Source organism: Chryseobacterium camelliae (genome assembly GCF_002770595.1).
GTDB classification, from domain to species: domain Bacteria; phylum Bacteroidota; class Bacteroidia; order Flavobacteriales; family Weeksellaceae; genus Chryseobacterium; species Chryseobacterium camelliae.
The window spans coordinates 362,228-384,967 of the sequence record NZ_CP022986.1 but is presented as its reverse complement, the minus strand read 5'-3'; the positions used below and the strand labels follow the sequence as shown (position 1 = coordinate 384,967).

The following is a 22,740-nucleotide window of genomic DNA, read 5'->3' as shown; positions in this document are numbered from 1 at the left end:
CTATAAGCTTCCTTTGGTTGAAGGAATATTAAAATTGGCATCAGTTTGCTGAACGGCCATTTTCAGGGCTTTGGCAAAAGCTTTGAAAACGGATTCTATCTTATGGTGTTCATTGTCGCCTTCCGCTTTGATATTCAGGTTGCATCTGGCAGAATCGGTTAAGGATTTAAAAAAGTGAAAGAACATTTCTGACGGTACATCGCCTATTTTTTCCCTTTTGAATACCGCGTCCCATACCAGCCACGGACGTCCCCCGAAGTCTAAGGCAACCTGGGCCAGGCAGTCATCCATCGGTAATAAGAATCCGTACCGCTCAATCCCTTTTTTCTTACCCAGCGCTTTCAGGATGGCTTCTCCTAAAACAATGCCGGTATCTTCGATGGTATGGTGCTCATCAACATGCAGGTCTCCATTGACTTTAACTGTCAGATCAAGGTTTCCGTGCCTGGAGATCTGTTCCAGCATATGGTCAAAGAAATGCAGCCCGGTAGAGATATCGGATGTTCCTTTCCCATCGAGATTAATTTCTATTTCAATTTCTGTTTCATTGGTTTTCCGGAATACCTTCGCCTTCCTAGGAATTTGTTTCAGGAACCGGTAAATATCTTCCCAGCTTTCGGTGCTTAAGACAGCATCCTGATTCTCCGTAGTACCAATAAAGATAGCCTTTGCGCCTAAATTCCCTGCCAGCTTAATATCTGTAACCCGATCTCCGATGACAAAAGAATTTTCGAGGTCGTAATCACCGTAAATATATCGGCTGAGCATTCCCACACCAGGCTTTCGGGTCGGCAGGTTTTCATGTTCAAAACTCCTGTCGATGAGGATATCCTGGAAAACGATCCCCTCATTCCCGAACGCAGTAAGCATCTTTTCTTGGGGGCCGGTAAAATCTTCCAGCGGAAAACTTGCAGTGCCCAAGCCGTCCTGATTGGTCACCATCACGAGTTCGTAGTCGAGTTCACGGACAATCCTGGACAGGTTCTGGAATACTCCCGGATAAAACTCCAGCTTTTCCAGCGTATCGATCTGAAAGTCTTCAGGCTCCCTGATCAGCGTACCGTCACGGTCTATCAATAATACGTTCTTCATGACTTCACATTTTTTAAAACATTGATAAGCTTTTGGTTTTCTTCCCTGCTGCCGACATTGATGCGTATGCATTGCGGGATCTGCGGTGCCCTTTTGCTGGTGAAAATATTTTCAGTAAGCAATGCCCGGTAGATGGTTTCCGCATTATTGAATCGGATCAGGAAAAAATTGGCATCGGTAGGATATACGGTATCAATGCATTCCAAATTCATTAATTCCCTTTTCAACCATTCTTTTTCATCAAGGATACTTCTCAGATTTTTATTAAAAAGGCTTTCATCCTCAAGCATGGTGATGATCAGTTCCTGGCTGATGCTGTTAACATTATACGGAGCCTTGACGGTATTGATGAGGGTAATAATTTCTTCGGAAGCATAGGCAACGCCTACCCTGGCTCCGGCCATTCCCCAGGCTTTTGAAAACGTCTGCAGCACGATCAGGTTAGGATATTTTCCCAGGAGCCGCAAAGCAGATTTTCTTTCGGAAAATTCGATGTATGCTTCGTCCACCACGACAATACCGTTATAGTTCCGGATGAAAAATTCCAGGTCATCCACACTGTTTCCTGTAGGATTGTTAGGCGAACAGATAAAAAATACTTTTGAAACAGTCTTTTCTGTTGCTGCAATGAAATCTTCTTTTCGTATTTCAAAGTTACGATCAAGGTTCAGCCTGATGACTTCGTTTTCATTGATGGCAGCATAAAACCCGTACATGGCAAAAGAAGGATTCATCACCAGAATCGCATCTTTTTTAGGCTCACAGAAAATTTTGATGATCAGGTCGATCAGTTCGTCACTGCCGTTCCCAACGGCAATACATTGCTGAGCTATATTTTTGTATTCAGCCAGTTTGTTCTTAAGCTTGCTCTGGGTAGAATCCGGGTAGCGGTTACAGGTACCGAACGGGCTTTCATTGGCATCCAGCAAAACTGCGTTTTCAGGGGATTTCTGATCTCTGTAGCTTATGTAAGGCTGAAGCTGGAGGATATTTTCCCGCACTAAATTGTTGATGGTAAATGTTGTCATTGTCATGATTTTAAACGGATGGTTACGGCATTTTTGTGGGCCATCAGCTCTTCGGCTTCTGCCATCAGCTCTATGGTTGGTCCCAGGTTGTTCAGTCCTTCTTCCGTAAGGTGCTGAAAAGTGATTTTTTTCACGAAACTGTCGAGCGAAACGCCGCTGTAATTACTGGCAAACCCATTGGTTGGAAGTGTATGATTGGTTCCGCTGGCATAATCTCCGGCACTTTCGCAGGAGTAATTCCCGAGGAATACCGAACCGGCATTCTCAATCTTAGATATATAATATTCAAAATTATTTATAGCCAGAATAAGGTGTTCGGGAGCATACAGGTTGCTGAATTCCAGGGCTTCTTCAATGCTGTTCAGTATAATAAAGTGGCTGTTTGCCAAGGCTTGTGCCGCGAGTTCATTTCTGGGAAGTGCTTTCAGCTGCTTTTCCGTTTCTTCTATTGTTCTGTTAAAGATTTGCTCATCCGTGGTGATGAATACGACCTGACTGTCGCTGCCGTGTTCCGCCTGGGAAAGAAGGTCAGCCGCACAGAATTCAGGAATGGCGCTTTCATCAGCTATCACGAGCACTTCGCTGGGACCTGCCGGCATATCCATAGCAACACCGAAACGCTGGGCGTATTCTTTGGCTGCGACTACGTATTGGTTACCGGGCCCGAAGATCTTGTTTACCGAAGGAATGCTTTCTGTTCCGAAAGTCATCGCAGCAACAGCCTGAGCTCCGCCTGCTTTAAAAACCTGGCTGACTCCGCAAAGCTGAGCGGCATACAGGATGGCAGGATTGATATTTCCATCCTGATCAGGCGGTGTACAAAGGATAATCTTACTGCATCCGGCAAGCTGTGCCGGAATGGCCAGCATTAAAACCGTAGAGAAAAGGGGTGCCGTGCCGCCGGGAATATAGATGCCTACTTTTTCAATCGCCCGGCTTTCCCTCCAGCATACGACTCCTGCAGTAGTTTCAATTTTTTCAATCCTATTTTGCTGTGCTGCATGGAAGCGTGTAATATTGTCTTTAGCCTGTATAATAGCGGCTTTCAATTCCTTACTTACTGTCTTTTCAGCGGCTTTGATTTCAGCTTCTGAAACAGCCACGGTTTCAAGGCTGGCACGGTCAAATTTCCGGCTGAATTCAACTAGAGCCTGATCACCGTCGCGCTGTACCTGCTCAAAGATATCCTGAACAAGATCCGAGAGTTCTTCCCTTTGGATAACGGGACGTCGGGTCATGGTTTTCCATGCTGATTTTTCCGGGTATCGGTATGTTTTCATTAGATCACCATTTTATCGATTGGAATGATTAAAATATCCTGGGCTCCATTTTCTTTGAGTTCGTCAATAACATCCCAGAACCGGTCTTCATCAATAACAGAATGGATGCTGCTCCAGCCCTTTTCAGCCAGGGGAATTACCGTTGGGCTTTTCAGGACCGGAAGCACAGAGGAAATTTCTGCGATTTTACCATCCGGTACATTCATCAGGATATATTTTGAATTTTTTGCTTTCAGAACAGCTCTGATCCTGAAAAGGAATTTTTCAAGGATCACTTCTTTTTCATTGTCCAGACGGGTATTTTTCGCCAGGACGGCTTCAGACTGTAACAGTGTAAGAGTTTCCCTTAATCCGTTTTTAAAAAGGGTGCTTCCTGAGCTGACGATATCACAGATCCCGTCTGCCAGTCCGATATTCGGGGCAATCTCCACGGATCCGGAAATGACGTGGATATCAGCGGTAATTCCCTGTTCATCCAGAAATCTTTTTAAGGTATTGGGATAAGAGGTTGCAATTTTCTTTCCCTGGAAATAGCCCAGTTCATCAGTGTCCACCTCTTTAGGAACGGCTAATGACACGCGGCATTTTGAAAATCCCAGTTTCTGGACAACGCTGTTGTTTCTCTGCTTCTCGGCCAACAGGTTTTCGCCTACAATAGCCACATCCACCACACCGTCTTCCAGGTATTGCGGAATATCCGAGTTGCGCAGGTACATGATTTCCATCGGGAAATTGTTTACGGAAACCTTCAGCTGGTCTTTTCCGTTATTGGTATCAATGCCGCAGTCCCGGAGAAGCTGGAGCGAGTCCTCGTACAGGCGGCCGCTTTTCTGAATGGCAATTTTTAATATACTCATTTTGATGGTTTTGGGCCTGAGTAAATAAAAACTGGTTGAATTGTAAAGGAAAATTCCCGGGATCGTCAGAAACAAAAAAACCGTCTATTTACTCAGACGGTTCTTAATTATTTTGATTTTTAACATGTAGTATCGATCAATCAATTCCGTCTTAGCAGAGATGATGATGATAATGATGTACTGTTAAAAAATTCGGTTTCATTGTTGAAATTTGTACTGCAAAGGTAATGCATTATTTTTTAGACCTGCAAATTTTTTTTACAGTATTTTCTGATACAGGCTCATGAGCTGTCCGGCAATCGGCCGGTCATTGAATTTCTGGACGAACTCAAAACCCTTATCAGCACGGCGTTCACGCTCAGCCTCGCTGTTCCATAAAAAAGTGATTTTCGCTTTGAGATCCAGTTCATTTCCGGGATCAATGTAGACAGAATCCGGACCGCCTGCCTCGGGAAGGCAGCTGGTACTGCTGGTAACTACCACGGTTTTTGAGAACAGCGCTTCTATCACAGGAATCCCGAAGCCTTCGAAAAAGCTGGGATATACGAAAATATCCGCAAGCTTATACAGGACTGCCAGTTCATCCATTGATACGCCTTCCAGGAAACAGACCTGCTGCTCCATTTTGTTTTTGCGGATAAAAGCTTCTGCTTTTGCGGCATATTTTGTCTTCCTGCCAACCACGACCAGCGGGATTGACGAATCTTTGATGCTTTTAATAATGCTGAGCAGGTTTTTGCGCTCTTCAATAGTGCCCACATTCAGGATGAACCTTTCAGGAAGGCTGTATTTGCTTCTAACGGATTGGATGAATTCACCGGACTGCTGCTCCTTGAATGCCTGATGGCAGCCCTGGTACACCACGTCGATTTTATGTTCAGGAACTTTTAAAAACTGAATGATATCCTGTTTCGTCTGCTCGGAAATCGCAATGATCCTGTCTGCCGCATTCGCTGCTTTCTTAAACTTCCATAAATGGATCTTACGGTCGAAAAACGAGTAATACTGGGGATAACGCAGGAAGATCAGGTCATGGATGGTCACTACTTTTTTGATGGGCCTGCTGTTCCACTGTAACGGCAGCTCACCGGACAGTCCATGGAAGATATCCGCATGCTGGTCCTGGGCATCCTTCCCCATTTTAAGCTGTCTTGATAAGCTTCCTTTTGAAGTTTCAACGAACCGGACATTAGGCTGATGAAGGATGTCTTTACCTCTTTCAGATTTGTTTTTATTGAGGAGCAGGTATTCGTTTTCAGGGAAATACCGGGCCAGTATACGGACCAGGTCGCGGGAATAATTTCCCAGCCCTGAACTGTTATGAAAGAACCTCTTGGCATCGTATGCTATCTTCATGATCCGATCTGTTTTTGAAATTCCTGAAAAGTCCCGAAGGCATGGCTCTTCTGTTTAAGCCATATGATAAATTCCTCAAATCGTTCTACCATTTCCCTGCCTGAATGTTTAACCGTAAATCCCGGCAGTTTATACGCTTTGTCTTTGATTTCAGCAAATTCCCACGGATGGAAATAGACATTGAGATAACGATCCTTTTTAAGGGTATCTGCAGCCAGCTTTTTATAAAATGATAACGGGAAATTATGGAAACTCAGCCAGAAAAGCGGAATCCTGAAATTCGGGGAAACCGAAGCGGGAACCTGGGTAACATTTCCTTCTTTGAAATAGGTTCTTGAAACGTTTAAATTATTATACCTTCCCGGCAGGAATGTAGGATTTATGGATGAATTGTAGGAATAGCCCGCTTCTTCCACTGCATTTTTGCTCACCGGCATCATCCGGGGCATCCTTAAACCGGTTACCCGTGTAGAAAACAGTTCTTCCAGCCTATCTTTAGACTCTTTCAGATGCTTTTCCTCAAATTCGGAATGGAACCAGGTATGAGAGGCCAGTTCGTGCCCTTCCTTCAGCAATCGTTCAATAAGCGGCCTGCTGTGTTCTGCGAAAACCACGGTTGAAAAGAACGTAGCTTTTACCTGGTGTTTTTTAAGGAGGTCTAAAATCCTTTCAAGGCCGGTCTGAGAAACGGAAATCTGTTTTCCGAAGGGAATTTCACCCTGATATTCCAATGGCATATCAAATTCTTCGATGTCAAAACTCAATAAAACCATGTTAAAAATTTTTGTTTTTGATGATGTAATTCGGGCGGTCTTTTACCTGTTTGAATATTTTTCCCAAATAGATTCCGATAATCCCCAAAATAATCAGCTGTAATCCGCCAAAGAAAACGATGGTCATAATCAATGAGGCCCAACCGGAAATTTCTGTCCTGGCAACAAAGGAATAGATGACATACAGCACGTATCCGATCACGGAGATCCCGGAAAAAAGAAACCCAAGATAGGCTGCAATATACAAAGGTTTGACACTGAAGGCCGTAATCCCTGTAAAGGCAAAGGTGATCATTTTTTTAAGGTTGTAACTGCTCTGTCCGGAAAGCCGTTCATTAGCAGTAAATTCAATTCCGGTCTGTTTAAAGCCCATCCAGCTGGTGAGCCCTCTTAAAAACAAATCGTCTTCATTGAAGCTCCTCATCACTTCTACCGCGTTGGCATCCAGTAGCCTGAAGTCAGAACCGCCGCCTTTGGTCAGGTCAACATCAGATAATCCGGACAGGATTTTATAGAAGAAATCGGAGGTCTTTCTCTTGAAATAAGAAATCTGTTTAGGATACGTCCTTATGGTATAGACTACATCATAACCTTCTTCCCATTTCCTGATCATTTCCGGAATGAGTTCCGGCGGATGCTGAAGGTCACCGTCCATAGAAATGACAGCGTTTCCGTGAGCATGGTCCATCCCTGCTTTTACCGCCGGCTGATGCCCGAAATTCCTTGAAAATTCTATGAACTTCACCTCAGAATGATGCTGCTGTGAAAGTTCTTCCAACTGTTCCTGTGTATTATCCCGGCTGCCGTCGTTAACGAATATGATTTCAAAATCATAATTCCTGAGCCCCGAAAATACATCCTGTATTTTCCGGTGGATCATGGCAACATTTCCCTCTTCGTTGTAGGCAGGAATAACGATGGAAATTTTCTTCATATTATGTGTTCAGACTGTAGTTTTTTTCAAAATCTTTGGTGAGGAGCTCATACATAACCCTCAGCCAAACGATAATGCAAGGTACAGCTTTTAAAGAATATTTTTTGATATAATTCAGCCTGATATTTTTCGGAAACAGGTCTGAGGTGGAAAAACAGGTGAAAATAATCACAAAAACAAGCAGGGCTATAATCCATGGGCTCCGTTTCTTCTGAAGGAAAAACCAGATCATTACGCCCGTTACGGCGATGATATACGTCGGAGACTCGGAACTTGAGCTGAAAAGGACCAGGAACAACAGTGTTGAAGCCAGAATCATCAGCTGGAATGCATAGTGCTTGTACTGGCTGATCCGTATGTACGGAGCAGCGAAAAGCGGCAGCCCAAAAGCCAGGAATACCAGATTGGAAATAGAAGCATCCCCCAAGATCCTCCTGAAAAAGCCCATCAGAGAAATATCCTGCATATTGCCTAAAACCTGGTTTTCATTGTTTTTTTCAATGATGGACTGAAACCAGTCTGCATAGCTCTGAATGACAAACTGCGGGCTTGAGTATACCATCGGCAACACAAAAAACAACACGGCAATCACCAGCCCGGCTACGATAAACCTGATTTTATTTTTAATGAAGAAGAACTGTGACAGCCCCACAATCCCGTAAATTTTAACGAATACGCCGACCAGGATTGCTGTAACCGACTGTACCTCTTTTCTTTCATAGATCAAGATTGCGGAAAGCATGAGCAGGCCGGTAAGCGCTATATTGAACTGCAGGCTTAATGCCGCCGTAATGTATTCCTGGAGGCAAAACAAGGCAAACAGAGCTTTTTTCGGATCGGAAAGCGGCAGCCTGTGGATGGCATAGACAAAGATAAACGTATTGGCCAGGTTCCAGAGAGAGATTCCCAACCAGTCCGGCATCACTGCAAACGGTGCAATCAGCAGGCTGAAAAAAACACCGTAATGGTTCAGGTCAAAGTACAGGTCCGGATAGTGGATGAACAGGTTTTTCTGTTGCAGAGTGTTCAGAAAAACATTCTTAAATATCAGGTAGTTATTGATGGCATAATCTCCCCTGAAATATTTGGAAATAGCGGTAACCACCGATATAATAAGATAAACCCCAAATATATATTTAGGGTTTAGGATTATTTTTAACAATTTCTCTTTCAAGATCGTGGATATTAGTGGGTTGAATTAAACCGCTACATTATTCTCTCTCAAAGCGTCATTCAGAGAAGTCTTTTTATCCGTAGACTCTTTTCTTTGTCCGATGATCAGCGCGCAAGGCACCTGGTATTCTCCGGCAGGATACTGTTTGGTATAGCTTCCCGGGATCACTACGGAACGGGCCGGAACCCTTCCCTTGATTTCAACTGGTTCATCACCGGTTACATCGATGATTTTCGTAGATGCGGTAAGAACCACATTCGCTCCCAAAACCGCTTCTTTTTCTACATGTACCCCCTCTACCACAATACATCTTGAACCAATGAAACAGTCATCTTCAATAATTACCGGAGCAGCCTGTAAAGGTTCAAGGACACCACCGATTCCAACGCCACCGCTCAGGTGAACGTTTTTGCCGATCTGTGCACAGCTTCCTACGGTTGCCCAGGTATCTACCATCGTTCCGGAATCTACATAAGCACCGATATTTACATAAGAAGGCATCATGATTACTCCCGGGGCAATGTATGCACCTTCCCTGGCTACTGCATGCGGCACAACTCTTACTCCCTTTTCTGCATAGTTCCTCTTCAGAGGCATTTTGTCATGGAATTCAAAAGGGCCTACCTCTATCGTTTCCATCTTCTGGATCGGGAAATACATGACGACTGCTTTTTTCACCCACTCATTCACCTGCCATCCGTTCCCTGTAGGTTCAGCCGTACGAAGTTCTCCTTTGTCAACCAGAGCAATAACTTCCCTGATGGCTTTCTGGCTGTCTTCATTCTGTAATAGGTCCCTGTTGTCCCAGATATTTTCAATTGTTTGTTGTAACGACATGTTTCTAGTTTATATTAAAAAAATTATGCGCCCAAAGATACAAAAAAGTTCAGCAAAATATTTTCACTGCTGCGGTATCCTGAAAGATCATGTTCCCATCCGCACACTACAGAACCCTCTGGGCATGCAGATAGGCCTTATTCCAATATTTTTCGTTTAAAGAAGAGATAATAACCCCTTTGCTGGTGGAAGAATGAATGAATTTTATTTCCCCGTCTCTTCCGATATCATGGACGATGCCTACATGGGAAACCCTGCTTCCTCCGGCGGTAGCAAAAAACAGCAGATCTCCGGGCTTTACATCACGGATATCGATTTGCTTTCCGGTTTCTGCCTGGTCTGCCGACCTTCTTGGAAGCTTGTAATCATTTTCTTCAAAAACTTTAAGGGCGAGTCCGGAGCAGTCGAATCCTGAGGACGTATCGCCTCCGAATTTATAGGGAGCACCAAGGTACTTTTCCGCATCTTTCAGCAGTTCGGCAACGGACTTGGGAATGGTACCGCTGAAATCCGAATTTAAAGCCCTCAGTTCTTCCGACCTCGGTACGTTTACCGTTACTTTTTTTCTTTTTACGGGCATATTTTTAGAACTCCCGCATGAAACAGCCAGTACAGATGCAATCATCAGAATGCTTAGGTGCTGTATGGCCAATTTTCTGTTGCTCCATCTCAATTCCATAGGTGATCTCGTATTTATTACGGAAACGGTCAGTACAAATATAAAATTTTAAATTTGAATTGTGGTACCGGAATCGAATAACAGGAATCCTCCATTACCGGATTTTTTGATAAAACTCAGCATTGGCCAAAATAAAGACGTGTTAAGTCTGAAGACCATTCTGCATAAAAAAGGCCTCATGATCATGAAGCCTTGCTGTATACAGTAATTATTTATTCTTTTCTCCGGTCCAGTCACCAGCCCTATCCGGGTTGGGCACTGAATTCCTCCAGGTACCGCTTGCCTTTTTATCTCTTCCCAAATTCCCTCTGAATTCGCCGTCTGAAGGTAATCCTACTGAAGCGCTCAACTCACCGGACTCTGTAAGATGCCCTGAAATGTTATAATTTTCATTATTCTGGTCAGAATGCATAGTTCCGGTCACTTTTCCGTCGGTAGCCACAACAATATTCCAGGTTCCTTTGTCATTTCCGGCATAGCTTCCAGACCAGGTTCCTATGAAGTCATAAATCGTATCATCATCCGAGCTGCAGCTGAACAGGGTAAAAGCAGTTAAAAAAAGTAAAAACAGTTTCTTCATAGAGGGTTACATTTTATATTCATGAGCGGTTCTGCTTGCATTACGCCCATAATGAGTTTGTTGACATTATATTTTTTAATCTCCAATCCGTATCATGATGACAAAGCCGACCTTAAAGCCTCATCAATCATTCACAAATTGCCTTAAACGGCGTAAATATAGGGATATTTTTTAATTTGAGAAATTTTATCTTAAAACTTGCATTCTTTTTCAGATTCCTATTTTTTTTAATGTACAAGGCTATAATCGTAGAGAAATCAAATAATCTTTTTACAATTTGATTTTAAACAGGATCTTTTTTGGAATGATCAATGACATTGGCAATCAAAGTTATTGATATCAGTCCATAATAAAAAAGCAATGAAAAAATATCATCCATAAAAGACGTTATGTATATTATAATTAAAGATTAATCAGTCATGGTTTCTCCGGAATAATGACCAAACCAGTACAATATAAAGCCAATGATGCAGAAAGGCAATTGCCGCTCACAAATAGTCATTCATTCGCCTAGCTTTGTTGAAAATAGTCCGGTCCATCAGGATACGGTTATTTTTAGTTGACGTTAAAGGTGTGATAGATATTGGTAGTAATTCAGGTGTTATTTTAAGATCGAAGTGTAAATCATGGATTGATTTCCTGTTCTTTCTTTTCTCCTATATTCTCAATTCGCAAAATATTTTTATTCATGCATGTGCAATCGGCCTGTGCAGTAAGACTGTTGTGGAAAATAGCAGCATAATCCTTTTAAAAATAAATCCGGAGTATCATTATTCGCTGCTGCATCAAAATCTTTTACTGGTCAACCTACTTGTTTTTTCGAATGTATACCCACTTTTTAATACAGATTTTAAACAGTATACACTATATCTTATCCCATGAATTTTAAGAACATCCATATCGGAAACCTGATTGAAAAAAAAGTTGCTGAAAAAGAAATAGAAATATCCCGTATTTGCAAATTCCTCTGCTGTGAGGAAGATCAGATCTCTCAAATGTATAAGACACCATCGCTGGATACCGAGCTTCTCCTGCGCTGGAGCAAACTTCTGGAATATGATTTTTTCCGGCTGTATACCCAGCATATGATCCTTTATGCACCTCCGGCCTCAGATGAAAACAAGTCTGCCCTCAACAAACTTTCCAGCCTTCCGGTCTTCAGAAAGAATATCTATACCAAGGAAATTGTTGATTTCATCCTGGAACTCATCACAACCGGTGAGAAAACCATACCTGAAATCATACTACAGTACAGAATTCCCCGCACCACCATTTATAAATGGATCAGTAAACACCATAAAAAGAACTGATGCAATGAATGCAAAGCCAGACTATAAAAGAATATACATGGATATGATCACTATGAAATATCCTGAGAAAGCTTGCGATTGCAAGAAAATCTTCATGAAAAAAGTCATCAATATCATGGATGTTGTCAAACTTGACCGGATCATCAGCGGTGTAAAAAACAGGACTGATTCTCATTTCGACCAGAAACTTAAATCTTATGATCAGAAGACTATTTTAGAAATCCTGGAGTACCAGAAAAAGAACGGCCTGAACAACAGCCAGCTGGCCCAGCATTTTAAGCTGAGCCGGAATACTGTAACAAAATGGAAAAAAATGTTTTTATAATCTTAAACTGATGATGAGATTGTGATTGCCAAAGCCCTGAGAGAGTCTGTACAGTACATGCTCCATCCGCATTTCAAAAGCCATATCTGGAAAACCCGGCATGATTTACGAAAATACTACGTCAGAGATCTGATCAGAGATCCTGAAATCCCGGGAAAAACCCGAATGGAAATAGAAAATATGCTGGGACCTGATGAATCCCGCACCCAACTGCCGGAACGCTGGAGCTATAGAATAGGGATGATAAATAAACGTAAATATTATCTGGTATTTGAATTTAGAGACCACCGGGTAAGTTGTGTCCGGTACATTTACAAGAACGTTTACAAAATGGGATATTCAAAGTGAAGGATCAAACCTGATCCATATTGGTTTTACATAAAAAAAGAGTTGCAGATTCAAATCATGCAACTCTATTATTATCACTGTGGAGAATACGGGGATCGAACCCGTCACCTTTAGACTGCCAGTCTAACGCTCTAGCCAGATGAGCTAATTCCCCTACTTTCTTAAAGCGGTACAAAAGTAAGTATTTAAACTGCATCTTCAAATATTTTTCCACTTTTTTATCAGTTTTTTTTTAACTATTTTATCACGGCCGTGATGCACTAAAGTATTTTTACATAAAAATAAGAAGCCTGTATTGAGTAAACCACTGGCAATCAAATCAGTTAAGTTCTTTTTTTGTTTTCAATGCTCTCTGATAAAAAGACTGTTCAGCTATTTTTTCTTCTGCTTCAATAATCGCTTGTAAAAGGTTATTTTTATTATCTGCAATTTCGCCAAGCACTTTTGACATGAGTTCCCAGACCGGCTGCATTTTTTCAACCAGCTGGACACCTTTCGGAGACAATATAATCAATCTTCTGCGCTCATCCTGTTTGTCTTTTCTGGATTGAATAAACTTTTGTTTTTCAAGTTCTTTCAGCAGGCTGATGGTAGATGGATGGGTATATCCTATTTCGTTGGCAATTTCCACAACACTCATTGTCTTTTTGTGATGAAGAGTAAAGATCACAGGAAACCACTTCGGTTCAAAATCAATATCAAAAGACTGGTAGATCATGGCTCCATCTTTCCTCAATTGCTCACTAAGGCGCTGCAGCCTCGTCGATATGGCCAGAATGCCGGATTCATCTATTATATTCATCCTATTAGTTTACATTTAAAGAATAAAAAACATTATCAGCACTCATCAATGGGAATCGGGCCGGCAGATCTTCCTTTTTAGTCTCTAAAAAATAATTGCGTTCATAGAACCGTATGGCTGCCTTCAGTATATCAACAGTTCCCAAATATATCTTTTCTATGCCAGTTTTACGACAAAAAGAAATTAAAACGTCCAGGAGCTCCTGTGCAATATTAAACTCTTTTCCCCTGAATTCTTTTTTTACAAACATTTTTCTCACGGCTCCTGCTTTATCATCAAATTTAACCAGGGCTATTGAACCTACCAGTTCGCCGTTGATAAAAGCTCCCCAGAAATTCCCTCCTGATTCTATATAAAATTCCTCAACCTTTTTAAGATCTGGTTGATCATCTATCGTGATGGGTACATTAAATTCCTTCTGTTGTATGGTAAGAATTAAGTTGATCAGTTCATCAGAATACGTGTTATCTAACTGTTGGATGTTTATTTTCATATGCGCTTATTTGTATTCAAAACTACGTAGTTAACTACGTATATACAAACTGATCTTTACATTTATAAAAAATTTAACATTGATATACAACCTCTAACAACAAAAAACGTATGCCATTTCTGACATACGTTGTTATCTTATTGGTTAATTCTTATTTCCATCCTCCGCCAAGAGCCTGATACAGCTCAACGGCAGCTCTCATTTTGCTGTACTCCGCATTGGCAATATTCAGCTCCGCATTCAGGGAATTAACGCTTGCATTCAGTACTTCCAGATAGTTGGCCATCCCGTAGTTAACCAATTCCTGGGAATACTCCACTGAGTTTTTGTATGCATTCAGTTCTTTCTGCTTCAGCTCAATATAAGAATCCTGTACGGAGAATACTCTTATAGCATCCGAAACTTCTTTACCGGCCGTAAGAACAGCTTTTCTAAAATTCAGGTAAGCACTTTCTTGGTTGGCAAGGCTCACTTCATAATTGGTTTTGATCTGTCTCCTGTTCAGGATCGGCTGAGCCAGTCCTGAAACGATGTTCGCGAACAGTGAGTTGACACTGAAGAGATGATCGATATCCACTGACTGTACCCCACCACTTCCGGTAATCCTTAAGGTAGGATAAAACTGTGCTTTTGCAGAATTGGTCAGCTCAAAAGCATTCATCAGGTTGTATTCGGCTCTCATGACATCCGGACGGTTGGCCAGGAGCTGAGCCGGATACCCCAGCTTAAGATCAATCGGCAACTTCTGGCTTTCCAGCGTGGATCTTGCTATGGATTGAGAGGGCTCGCCCATCAGCAGACTCATGGTGTTTTCCAGCAACTGTATCTGCGTATCGATATCAATCAGTAAAGATTTAGCATTGAAAACAAGAGCTTCGCTCTGCTGTACGGCAACTTCAGTAAGCGTTCCCGCAGTTTTCAGTGCTCTTGTGGTTTCCAGGTTTTTCTCCCTGAGCGCAATGGTTTCCGTAATGATCTTTTTCTGGGCATCATACGTTAATAGCTGATAATATGAGGTGGCAATGGATGCTACCAGATCACTCTTCACTGCTTTGTGGGCAGCTACGGTTCCCAGGTAGGAAGCCAGCTGTGCTTTTTCCTGTGCTTTCAGCCTGCCCCAGATATCCGCTTCCCAGCCTACGCTGGCTGTAATGTCAAACTGGTTGATGTATCTTCTTTCCCCGATGATCTGTCCGAACTGCGTATTGATGGACTGGGTCTGGAAAGTATAGTTAGGCCCCCCGGAGAGCGTCGGCTGATACGCAGCTTTGCTCTGTTTCAGGTAAGATTCGGCAGAAGCAATATTCTGCAGGGCAATCCTGATATCCAGATTGTTTTCCAGGGCTTTTGAAATATGACCCTGAAGTATAGGATCGGTAAAGATATCCTTCCATGGAATATTGGCGATATTGGTACTGTCTGACGACAGCATATCGGTGCGGTACAGCTTTTCATCAACTACATTTTTGGGTCTTTCATATTCCCGTCTTGCCATACAGGATGCTACGGTTCCCAAAATGATTGCTGAAAAAGTTATTCCTTTTATAATGTTTAATACACTTTTCATGATAAAAAATTACACGTTGTGAAAACGAAAACTGCAGGTTGACAACAACGGCTGCAGTTTCCGGGTTAATTTTTATTCTGCTAAACTGATCTCTTCTTTTTTGATAGGCTTTACCTTTTCCTGAAGGGTCTGGAAGATCACAAAGAGTACCGGGATCACGAACAACCCTAAGATGGTTCCGATCAGCAACCCGATCGCCGCTCCCGTTGCAATAGACCTGTTTCCAACCGCTCCGATCCCGCTCGCCAGTACCAGCGGCAATAGTCCGAAGATGAAGGCAAATGAAGTCATCAGGATCGGTCTTAACCTAGCCTTCGCCGCATTGATAGCTGCCATGACGATGCTTTCACCATGATGCCTTCTCTGGATGGCGAACTCAACAATCAGGATAGCATTTTTAGCCAGCAACCCTACAAGCATGATCAGTGCAATCTGGAAATAGATGTTGTTTTCCAATCCCATAATTTTCTGTCCGAAGTAAGCTCCCATCACCCCCAGCGGAAGTGAGATCACAACGACCAGCGGAAGGATATAACTCTCATACTGGGCAGATAAGATGAAATAAACAAAGATCAGACTGAGCGCAAAAATCAGTGCGGTCTGGGAACCGGAGGCTAATTCTTCCCTGGATAAGCCGGTAAATTCTACTCCGTAATTCTGGTTCAGCGACTCGCTGGCTACCTGCTGTACCGCAGCAATAGCATCCCCGGAACTGTAGCCTGCAGAGTTAGCCCCGGTAATTTTCACTGAGGTAAACAGGTTATACCGGCTCACCGATTGCGGACCGTAAGCTTTGGTAAGGGTTACGAATTGTGAGATCGGCGACATGACACCAGATCCCGTCCTTACATACAGTTCATTAAGGTTTTCAATACTTTTCCGGTTTTCAGGAAGTGCCTGGACCATTACCCTGAACTGCTTTCCATATTTGGTAAAGTCGGCACTGTAGATTCCCCCGATGTACCCCTGCATCGTGCTTAAGATATCACTTACGGAAACTCCCAGCTTCTTTGCCAGCGGAACATTGATTTCCATCTGGTACTGAGGGTACTTGGTATTGAAGGAAGTCTGTGCAAATTCGATTTCCGGTCGTTGCATCAGTTTTCCGATGAATTCATTGGTCTTGTTGTCAAGATCGGTATATTCGCCTCCGGATTTATCCAGCAGTACCATTTCAAAACCGGCGCTGCTCCCGAACCCGGGTACACTCGGTGGCTGGAAGAATACGATTTTCGCATCCGGTACTTTCCCGGAAATCCCGAAAAGCTTCTTGGTAATATCTTCGGAATTCAGCCCGCCTTTTTTACGGTCTTCAAAAGTTTTCAGCTTGATAAAGGCCAGACCATTGTTGCTTCCGTTTCCGGATAAGAACCCTCTACCGGTGGAAATGGTAACATTCTGTACCCCCGGAATCTGCATGGCATTTTTCTGAAGGGTCTTCAATGCATTATACGTCCTTTCCATGGAAGCTCCCGGCGGAAGCTGGACATCGGTAAAGATAATCCCACGGTCTTCCGTAGGCACAAACCCTTTTTTCATGGTGGAACCTGCCCAATACAGGATTCCTCCGGTAACGGCAAATATGATCAGGGTTACCCATTTATGCCTTAAAAGGAAAACAAATCCCTTTCCATACCGTTCGGTAGTCGTTTTGAATGCAAGATTGAATTTATAGAAAAACTTCTGAAGGAAATTCATGTTCTTGTATTCTGCGTGATGGTGCTCATTCGGTTTCAGGAACAGGGAACACAATACCGGGCTCAACGTTAATGCGTTTACGGCAGAAATGAAAATAGCCACAATCAGGGTTACCCCGAACTGCTGGTAGAATACCCCGGTGGGTCCTGTAATGAAGGTTACCGGAATAAATACGGAGGCCATTACGAGGGTAATGGAGATAATAGCTCCGGTAATTTCATTCATAGCCTCAACCGTTGCTTTTTTGGCATCGGAAATCCCGTGTTCCATCTTGGCATGGACGGCCTCGACGACGACGATGGCGTCATCTACCACAATACCAATGGCAAGAACCAAAGCAAAAAGTGTCAGGAGGTTTAGGGAGTAGCCAAACAGGTTCAGGAAGAAAAATGCCCCTACAATGGATACCGGAACGGCAATCGCAGGAATCAGCGTTGACCTGAAATCCTGAAGGAAAATATACACCACGATAAACACCAGGATGAATGCCTCGATCAGGGTATGCACCACTTTTTCAATTGAGGCATCCAGGAACTCATTGGTATCGAAGTTATAGGTATATTTGATTCCCTGAGGAAATGTACTTTCCGCAGACTTCAGATAGGATTTGATATTTTTAATGATCTCCTGGGCGTTGGATCCCGGGGTCTGGAAAATCCCCATACTGATGGAAGGATAATTCCCGTTTTCCCCGATCCCTGTGTATGAAAGACCTGCCAGTTCTACCTTGGCCACATCTTTCAGCATCAGGTTCTGTCCGTCAGCCAGAGATTTGATAATAATATTGTCGTACTGTTCTTTCTCATTGAATTTACCGACATACTTAATAATGTATTCAAAGGAGCTTCCGCTGTTCTGTCCTATAGAACCAGCTGCTGCTTCACGGCTCTGCTCATTGATGGCATTGGTAACATCAGTTGGTGTCACTCCATAGGCTGCCATTTTCGCAGGATCCAGCCACACCCTCATGGAATAGTTTTTACCTCCGAAAACGTTGGCATCACCTACTCCGTTGATCCTTTTCAGATTCGGGATTACATTAATGTTCAGGAAGTTCTGAAGGTATACGTCATCAAGGTCCTTATTCTCAGAGTAAAATGACATATACATCAGGGCACTGGTCTGCTGCTTCTGGGTTACTACTCCGGAACGTGTTACCTCACTCGGAAGCAAAGGGGTCGCCCTGGATACCCGGTTCTGTACGTTGACGGCGGCAATATCCGGATCTATTCCCTGTTTAAAGAAAATCTGGATGTTGGCAGATCCGTCGTTACCGGCTGAGGAAGTAATATAATCCATCCCTTCTACCCCATTGATCTGTTCTTCCAATGGCACTACCACACTCTTCATTACCGTTTCTGCGTTGGCTCCGGTATAGTTTGCCGTTACACTTACGGTAGGCGGTGCAATATCCGGGTACTGCGTAACCGGCAGCGAGACTAATCCTAAAACACCGAGTATCACAATAAGGATGGATATTACGGTGGAGAGGACCGGTCTGTTAATAAAATTCTTAATCATCTTAAAATTTCGGTTTAATTGATTGAACAAGGCTATCCATCTTCACGGGCTGCTTTTTGATGGCAGTTCCAGGCTTCAGCCCGCCGATACCGGCAGCTACTACCGTTTCGCCTTTGTTAAGTCCTGATTGGATAATGGCAAGATTGTCTATCCTTTCGATCACATTGACCACAACATTTCTGGCGGTATCTCCCTTATCAACCTTATATGCGTAAACAATACCCTGCTGCTCATAAGTGGCGCTTTCCGGGATTACCAGGACGTTATCATAACGCTGAGGGAATCGAATCGTTCCGCTGTTTCCGTTGCTCAGGAGTTTCTGTGCATTGGTGAATGCTACCCTGAACTGGATGGTTCCGGTGGTAGGGTCTATCTGCCCGGTAATGGCTTCAATCCTTCCTTTTTCAGGATAGAGGCTTCCATTGGCAAGCTGGAGCTCCACCATCGGAAGGTTTTTGATTTTTTCTTTCATGCTGGCTCCCGGCGCTTTCTCAAGGAAATCGAAATACTCCTTTTCGTTCATGGAAAAGTATGCGAAAATTCCTGATGTATCCGAAATAGTGGTAATCGGAGTCTGGTCGGAAGGTCCTACAAGGCTTCCCACCTTAAGCGGAAGTTTCCCTACAACACCTGAAATAGGCGCACGGATAATGGAGTATTCAATATTGGCCTCAACTCCTTTATAATTGGCAGTAGCCTGCTGTTTTGCGGCGATCGCCTGCTGCAACTCTGCCTGTGCACGGGAAAGGTTGGCCTGCGCCGTCTGAAGCTGGACATTGCTGATGATATTTTTAGCCACCAGCGGCTTCAGCTTATTCACTTCCACCTCGGATGCATTAACAGCAGCCTTAGCAGCAGCTATACTGGACTGAGCAGCGCCGATTCCTGCTTTGGCTGCAGCGGCATTCTCATTGAGTATATTGGTTTCCAGGCGGAATAAAGGCTGACCTTTGGTCACATACTGGCCTTCATCTACCAGTACCTGGGTAATATACCCCTGGATTTTTGCCCGAACATCATTGTTTACCCTGCCCTGAATGGTAGCAGGGAAAGTCTGGTAACCCACAACATTTTTAGTCTCTACGGAAACAACAGGAAAAGGCTTGGGACCGTCCTGCTTTGGGGCTTCTTTCTTACAAGCTGTCAATGACAAAGCTGCAACAGAAAGTATGAGTAACTTGTTATTCATTTTATAGTTTATTAAGAGATTCCTGAATATTCTTTATATTTTTATTGAGAAGTTTTTTGTATTCTTCTATTTTTTCGTCGCACTGCTTCGGATAGCCCTGATGTTCTTTAAACCTGTCCAGTTCATCGAACAATTCCAGTTCGTCATGCATCCTTTTGACAATTTTTTCAAACCTTATCTTTTTGTACTGATCATTGATGAAGAAATACCGTTTCCTTTCATCCATTTTATTGTGATCTATGATAAGTTCAGCGTTCAGCAGCAGAGAAATGTTCGTGGAAACCGAACTCTTGCTTGCAGATAATATGTCGACAAACTCATCAAACGTTACACCTTCCTTATCAAAATCAAAAAGAAGGTAGGCGTAAATCTTTGAAGCCAAAGGTGGTATATTAAAAATGATGCCATAGAATTTCACAGCATCCTGGAAAATCTTCTGATCAATTTTTATCCTTTTATTCATGTATAAAATTTTGCCAAAATTATAAATTAGTTCGGAACAAAACGAACAAATATGATAGAGTTTGTGAATAGACTGTGTTTTATAAATTCAATTGCTGCCTGTCTTAACTTTCTGAAAATTATAGGATCAGTTTTTCGTAGGCTTTCCGTATACCACCGGCCAGACTGACTTCACCGCAATAAGAATAGCCTTTGCTTTCCAGTATTTTCAGCATGGCCAGATTATCGAAATTGGTATCTACCTTAATGCTCTGTATCCCGTGGGAGCGGGTAAAATCTTCAATATGGTCAAACAGCTTTTTCGCCATTCCCTGTCCTGCAAACCGCTCATCAACAGCGACCCTGTGCACAACCACAAATTCGCCTTCGCTGAGCCATGCCCCATCAATGGTGCTGTAAGCAGGTTCATCATTAAGGATGAGTGCCGTATAAACTGCGATCACTCCGTCCACCGTCATTACATATCCGAAACCGTTGGCAATATCAGTTTCTACGGTACCTTCATTTGGATATCCCTGCTGCCACTGGCTGCTGCCGTCTTTTTTACGTCGGGCAATGGCCTGCTGCAAAATGCTCCAGATGATATCTTTATCTTCCTGCTGTGCTTTTCTTAATGTGATTTCCGTCTGCATATGAATGGTGTAACGTTAGTTTTACAGAACATATTTCCGGCAGAGATTCTGCTGAATCATTTACTCACAGATCATTATTGATTCTGTATGGTACCGGGAAATAGTAAAAACCGAAAATTAATTTAATTAATTTTCGGTTCGAAGTAGTAAAATTTAAAATTATGAAATTGTTTTTATTAATTTTCGTTTTGCTGAAGATAAGCATCGATGACCTCGAATGCCTTTTTCTCATCTTCCAGGTCTACCATCACTTTTAATGAAGTGGCGGTGGGGGTTGTAGTGAAAGTCAGGTAGTTGTTTTCAACGCTGTTTTCGATCTGTGCATCGTCTAATTTCGACTTTATCAGCTGAATTTCTGCCGGCTTATCACTTTCAAAAACTGATACTCTTGTACTTCTTTCCATATTTCTTTCCTTTTTGAGTATCTAAAAATACAATATTTTTTTTAAAATTACAAATCGCGATTTTAAATTTTGTTCATATTACGATCAATCATATCGATTGCAAGATCAATTTCCGCAGGGGAAACATTGAGGTGCGGCCTGAAGCGGAGCGACTGTTCACCACATCCTAAAATGATCATTCCGTCCTTAAAAAGTTCATCCCTCAGCGTATTCCTTTCTTCATGGGAAGACAGGTCAATCGCACACATTAGTCCTCTCCCGCGTACGTTGGAAATTTTATCGGGATATTTCTGTGCCAGTTCATGCAGTCTTTCCAGAAGGTATCCTCCAACGGTACGGGCATTGTCTACGAGGTTTTCTTTTTCAATGACTTCCATCACCAGCTGGAACCTGAGCATGTCGATAAAATTACCGCCAAACGTAGAATTGATCCTTGAACTTTCCCTGAATACATTTTCCGGAACCTCATCAAATTTTTCACGGTTGGCCAGGATTCCGCAGACCTGCGTTTTCTTTCCGAAAGAAATGATATCCGGTTTCGCCGTAAAATGCTCGAAAGCCCACATCTTGCCGGTCATTCCGATTCCGGTCTGCACTTCATCAAAGATCAGCAAAATTTCATTTTCGTCACACAGCTTCCTGAGCTCAGTAAAGAATTCATCCCTGAAATGGTTATCGCCGCCTTCAGCCTGGATCGGCTCAATGATGACACAGGCTACTTTATCCGGGTTGGAAAGGATGGCTTCCCCGATGTGGAGCAGCGCCATTCTTTCATTTTTGATGGTTTCCTCCAGGTTTTCTTCCGTAATCGGGAAAGTCAGCTTAGGATTCAGGATCCTTGGCCAGTCAAACATCGGAAAATATTGGTATTTCCTCGGGTCGGCCGTATTCGTAAGGCTTAATGTATATCCGCTCCTTCCGTGGAATGCCTGCCTGAAATGGATGCATATTCCTGCTTCGGTCTGCAGTCCTTTAGCAAAGTTCTTTCTGGTCTTCCAGTCGAAGCATGCCTTCATCGCATTTTCCACAGCCAGAGTACCGCCTTCAATAAAGAATGCATATTGCAGCTCGTCGGGAATGGCAACTCGCTCAAAAACTTCCAGGAACTTTGCATATTCTTCTGAATAGACATCGGCCAGCGTAGGCTTGTTAATGGCCATTTTTCCCAGCCAGGCTGATTTTTCCATCAGGTAAGGATGGTTGTATCCTATGGATGCGGAGGCAAACATGGAAAACATATCCAGGTATTCACGGCCGGTGAGCTTATCGTACAGCCAAGATCCGTGGGACTTTTCAATATCCATAACAAAATCAAAGCCGTCTGCCAGTACGTGCCTTCCTACGGTTTCTTTTACTTTATCAGGATGTATATCGATGATCTGTTGCATTTTTTGTGATT

The 22,740-nt window shown here is 42.9% G+C and carries 23 protein-coding genes and 1 tRNA gene; 3 read left to right on the top strand and 21 right to left on the bottom strand.

Features of this window, described 5'->3' with window-relative positions; all coding sequences use genetic code 11:
• From hisB to CGB83_RS01635, 11 genes are all read right to left on the bottom strand, one after another.
• The gene (gene hisB, locus CGB83_RS01685; RefSeq protein ID WP_100074217.1) at nucleotides 1-1,092 is read right to left on the bottom strand and encodes a bifunctional histidinol-phosphatase/imidazoleglycerol-phosphate dehydratase HisB; all 1,092 of its coding nucleotides are present in this window, start codon (nucleotides 1,090-1,092) and stop codon (nucleotides 1-3) included.
• Complete coding sequence (gene hisC, locus CGB83_RS01680) at nucleotides 1,089-2,120, bottom strand: histidinol-phosphate transaminase (protein ID WP_100074216.1); 1,032 nt, start codon at nucleotides 2,118-2,120, stop codon at nucleotides 1,089-1,091. The genes hisB and hisC overlap by 4 nt, the downstream gene beginning before the upstream one ends.
• Before the next feature lie 2 nt (nucleotides 2,121-2,122).
• Nucleotides 2,123-3,400, bottom strand: coding sequence for a histidinol dehydrogenase (gene hisD, locus CGB83_RS01675; RefSeq protein WP_100074215.1), 1,278 nt, complete (start codon nucleotides 3,398-3,400; stop codon nucleotides 2,123-2,125).
• Complete coding sequence (gene hisG, locus CGB83_RS01670) at nucleotides 3,400-4,257, bottom strand: ATP phosphoribosyltransferase (RefSeq protein WP_100077450.1); 858 nt, start codon at nucleotides 4,255-4,257, stop codon at nucleotides 3,400-3,402. Before hisG ends, hisD begins: the two co-directional genes overlap by 1 nt.
• Before the next feature lie 258 nt (nucleotides 4,258-4,515).
• Nucleotides 4,516-5,613, bottom strand: a complete 1,098-nt coding sequence (locus CGB83_RS01665; RefSeq protein WP_100074214.1) for a glycosyltransferase family 4 protein — start codon at nucleotides 5,611-5,613, stop codon at nucleotides 4,516-4,518.
• Nucleotides 5,610-6,386 carry a polysaccharide deacetylase family protein gene (locus CGB83_RS01660; protein ID WP_100074213.1) on the bottom strand — a complete coding sequence of 259 codons (777 nt, stop codon included), beginning with the start codon at nucleotides 6,384-6,386 and terminating at the stop codon, nucleotides 5,610-5,612. Before CGB83_RS01660 ends, CGB83_RS01665 begins: the two co-directional genes overlap by 4 nt.
• Before the next feature lies 1 nt (nucleotide 6,387).
• Nucleotides 6,388-7,320, bottom strand: coding sequence for a glycosyltransferase family 2 protein (locus CGB83_RS01655; protein WP_100074212.1), 933 nt, complete (start codon nucleotides 7,318-7,320; stop codon nucleotides 6,388-6,390).
• Between the two features lies 1 nt (nucleotide 7,321).
• A complete protein-coding gene (locus CGB83_RS01650) occupies nucleotides 7,322-8,494 on the bottom strand; it encodes a glycosyltransferase family 87 protein (protein WP_100074211.1) in 1,173 nt (390 codons plus the stop codon).
• Nucleotides 8,495-8,518: 24 nt separating this feature from the next.
• Nucleotides 8,519-9,331 carry a 2,3,4,5-tetrahydropyridine-2,6-dicarboxylate N-succinyltransferase gene (locus CGB83_RS01645; RefSeq protein ID WP_100074210.1) on the bottom strand — a complete coding sequence of 271 codons (813 nt, stop codon included), beginning with the start codon at nucleotides 9,329-9,331 and terminating at the stop codon, nucleotides 8,519-8,521.
• A 106-nt stretch (nucleotides 9,332-9,437) separates the two neighbouring features.
• Entirely contained in the window at nucleotides 9,438-10,010 is a 573-nt protein-coding gene (locus tag CGB83_RS01640) for a C40 family peptidase (RefSeq protein WP_100074209.1), read from the bottom strand.
• A gap of 208 nt (nucleotides 10,011-10,218) precedes the next feature.
• The gene (locus CGB83_RS01635) at nucleotides 10,219-10,590 is read right to left on the bottom strand and encodes a hypothetical protein (protein WP_100074208.1); all 372 of its coding nucleotides are present in this window, start codon (nucleotides 10,588-10,590) and stop codon (nucleotides 10,219-10,221) included.
• Between the two features lie 878 nt (nucleotides 10,591-11,468).
• Between CGB83_RS01635 and CGB83_RS01630 the strand changes: the two genes are divergently transcribed.
• The 3 genes from CGB83_RS01630 to CGB83_RS01620 all read left to right on the top strand — a co-directional run bounded on the left by CGB83_RS01630 (nucleotide 11,469) and on the right by CGB83_RS01620 (nucleotide 12,573).
• Complete coding sequence (locus CGB83_RS01630; protein WP_100074207.1) at nucleotides 11,469-11,900, top strand: transposase; 432 nt, start codon at nucleotides 11,469-11,471, stop codon at nucleotides 11,898-11,900.
• A gap of 94 nt (nucleotides 11,901-11,994) precedes the next feature.
• Nucleotides 11,995-12,225: a helix-turn-helix domain-containing protein gene (locus CGB83_RS01625; RefSeq protein WP_228420045.1), complete on the top strand. Its 231-nt coding sequence runs from the start codon at nucleotides 11,995-11,997 to the stop codon at nucleotides 12,223-12,225.
• A 21-nt stretch (nucleotides 12,226-12,246) separates the two neighbouring features.
• Nucleotides 12,247-12,573, top strand: coding sequence for a hypothetical protein (locus CGB83_RS01620; protein WP_100074205.1), 327 nt, complete (start codon nucleotides 12,247-12,249; stop codon nucleotides 12,571-12,573).
• Nucleotides 12,574-12,653: 80 nt separating this feature from the next.
• Here the strand turns inward: CGB83_RS01620 and CGB83_RS01615 are convergent.
• From CGB83_RS01615 to lat, 10 genes are all read right to left on the bottom strand, one after another.
• A tRNA-Ala gene (locus CGB83_RS01615) sits at nucleotides 12,654-12,727 on the bottom strand.
• Between the two features lie 165 nt (nucleotides 12,728-12,892).
• On the bottom strand, nucleotides 12,893-13,375 hold the full coding sequence (locus CGB83_RS01610) for a MarR family winged helix-turn-helix transcriptional regulator (RefSeq protein ID WP_100074204.1): 483 nt from the start codon (nucleotides 13,373-13,375) through the stop codon (nucleotides 12,893-12,895).
• A 4-nt stretch (nucleotides 13,376-13,379) separates the two neighbouring features.
• The gene (locus CGB83_RS01605; RefSeq protein WP_100074203.1) at nucleotides 13,380-13,868 is read right to left on the bottom strand and encodes a GNAT family N-acetyltransferase; all 489 of its coding nucleotides are present in this window, start codon (nucleotides 13,866-13,868) and stop codon (nucleotides 13,380-13,382) included.
• Nucleotides 13,869-14,019: 151 nt separating this feature from the next.
• A complete protein-coding gene (locus tag CGB83_RS01600; protein WP_100074202.1) occupies nucleotides 14,020-15,435 on the bottom strand; it encodes a TolC family protein in 1,416 nt (471 codons plus the stop codon).
• 72 nt (nucleotides 15,436-15,507) lie between these two features.
• Complete coding sequence (locus tag CGB83_RS01595) at nucleotides 15,508-18,654, bottom strand: efflux RND transporter permease subunit (protein ID WP_100074201.1); 3,147 nt, start codon at nucleotides 18,652-18,654, stop codon at nucleotides 15,508-15,510.
• A 1-nt stretch (nucleotide 18,655) separates the two neighbouring features.
• Nucleotides 18,656-19,843: an efflux RND transporter periplasmic adaptor subunit gene (locus tag CGB83_RS01590; RefSeq protein ID WP_100074200.1), complete on the bottom strand. Its 1,188-nt coding sequence runs from the start codon at nucleotides 19,841-19,843 to the stop codon at nucleotides 18,656-18,658.
• A 1-nt stretch (nucleotide 19,844) separates the two neighbouring features.
• Nucleotides 19,845-20,306: a GbsR/MarR family transcriptional regulator gene (locus tag CGB83_RS01585; protein WP_100074199.1), complete on the bottom strand. Its 462-nt coding sequence runs from the start codon at nucleotides 20,304-20,306 to the stop codon at nucleotides 19,845-19,847.
• A 118-nt stretch (nucleotides 20,307-20,424) separates the two neighbouring features.
• A complete protein-coding gene (locus CGB83_RS01580) occupies nucleotides 20,425-20,937 on the bottom strand; it encodes a GNAT family N-acetyltransferase (RefSeq protein WP_100074198.1) in 513 nt (170 codons plus the stop codon).
• Nucleotides 20,938-21,113: 176 nt separating this feature from the next.
• Nucleotides 21,114-21,341: a DUF2007 domain-containing protein gene (locus tag CGB83_RS01575; RefSeq protein WP_100074197.1), complete on the bottom strand. Its 228-nt coding sequence runs from the start codon at nucleotides 21,339-21,341 to the stop codon at nucleotides 21,114-21,116.
• A gap of 62 nt (nucleotides 21,342-21,403) precedes the next feature.
• A complete protein-coding gene (gene lat / locus CGB83_RS01570; RefSeq protein WP_100074196.1) occupies nucleotides 21,404-22,729 on the bottom strand; it encodes an L-lysine 6-transaminase in 1,326 nt (441 codons plus the stop codon).
• Between the last annotated feature and the right edge of the window lie 11 nt (nucleotides 22,730-22,740).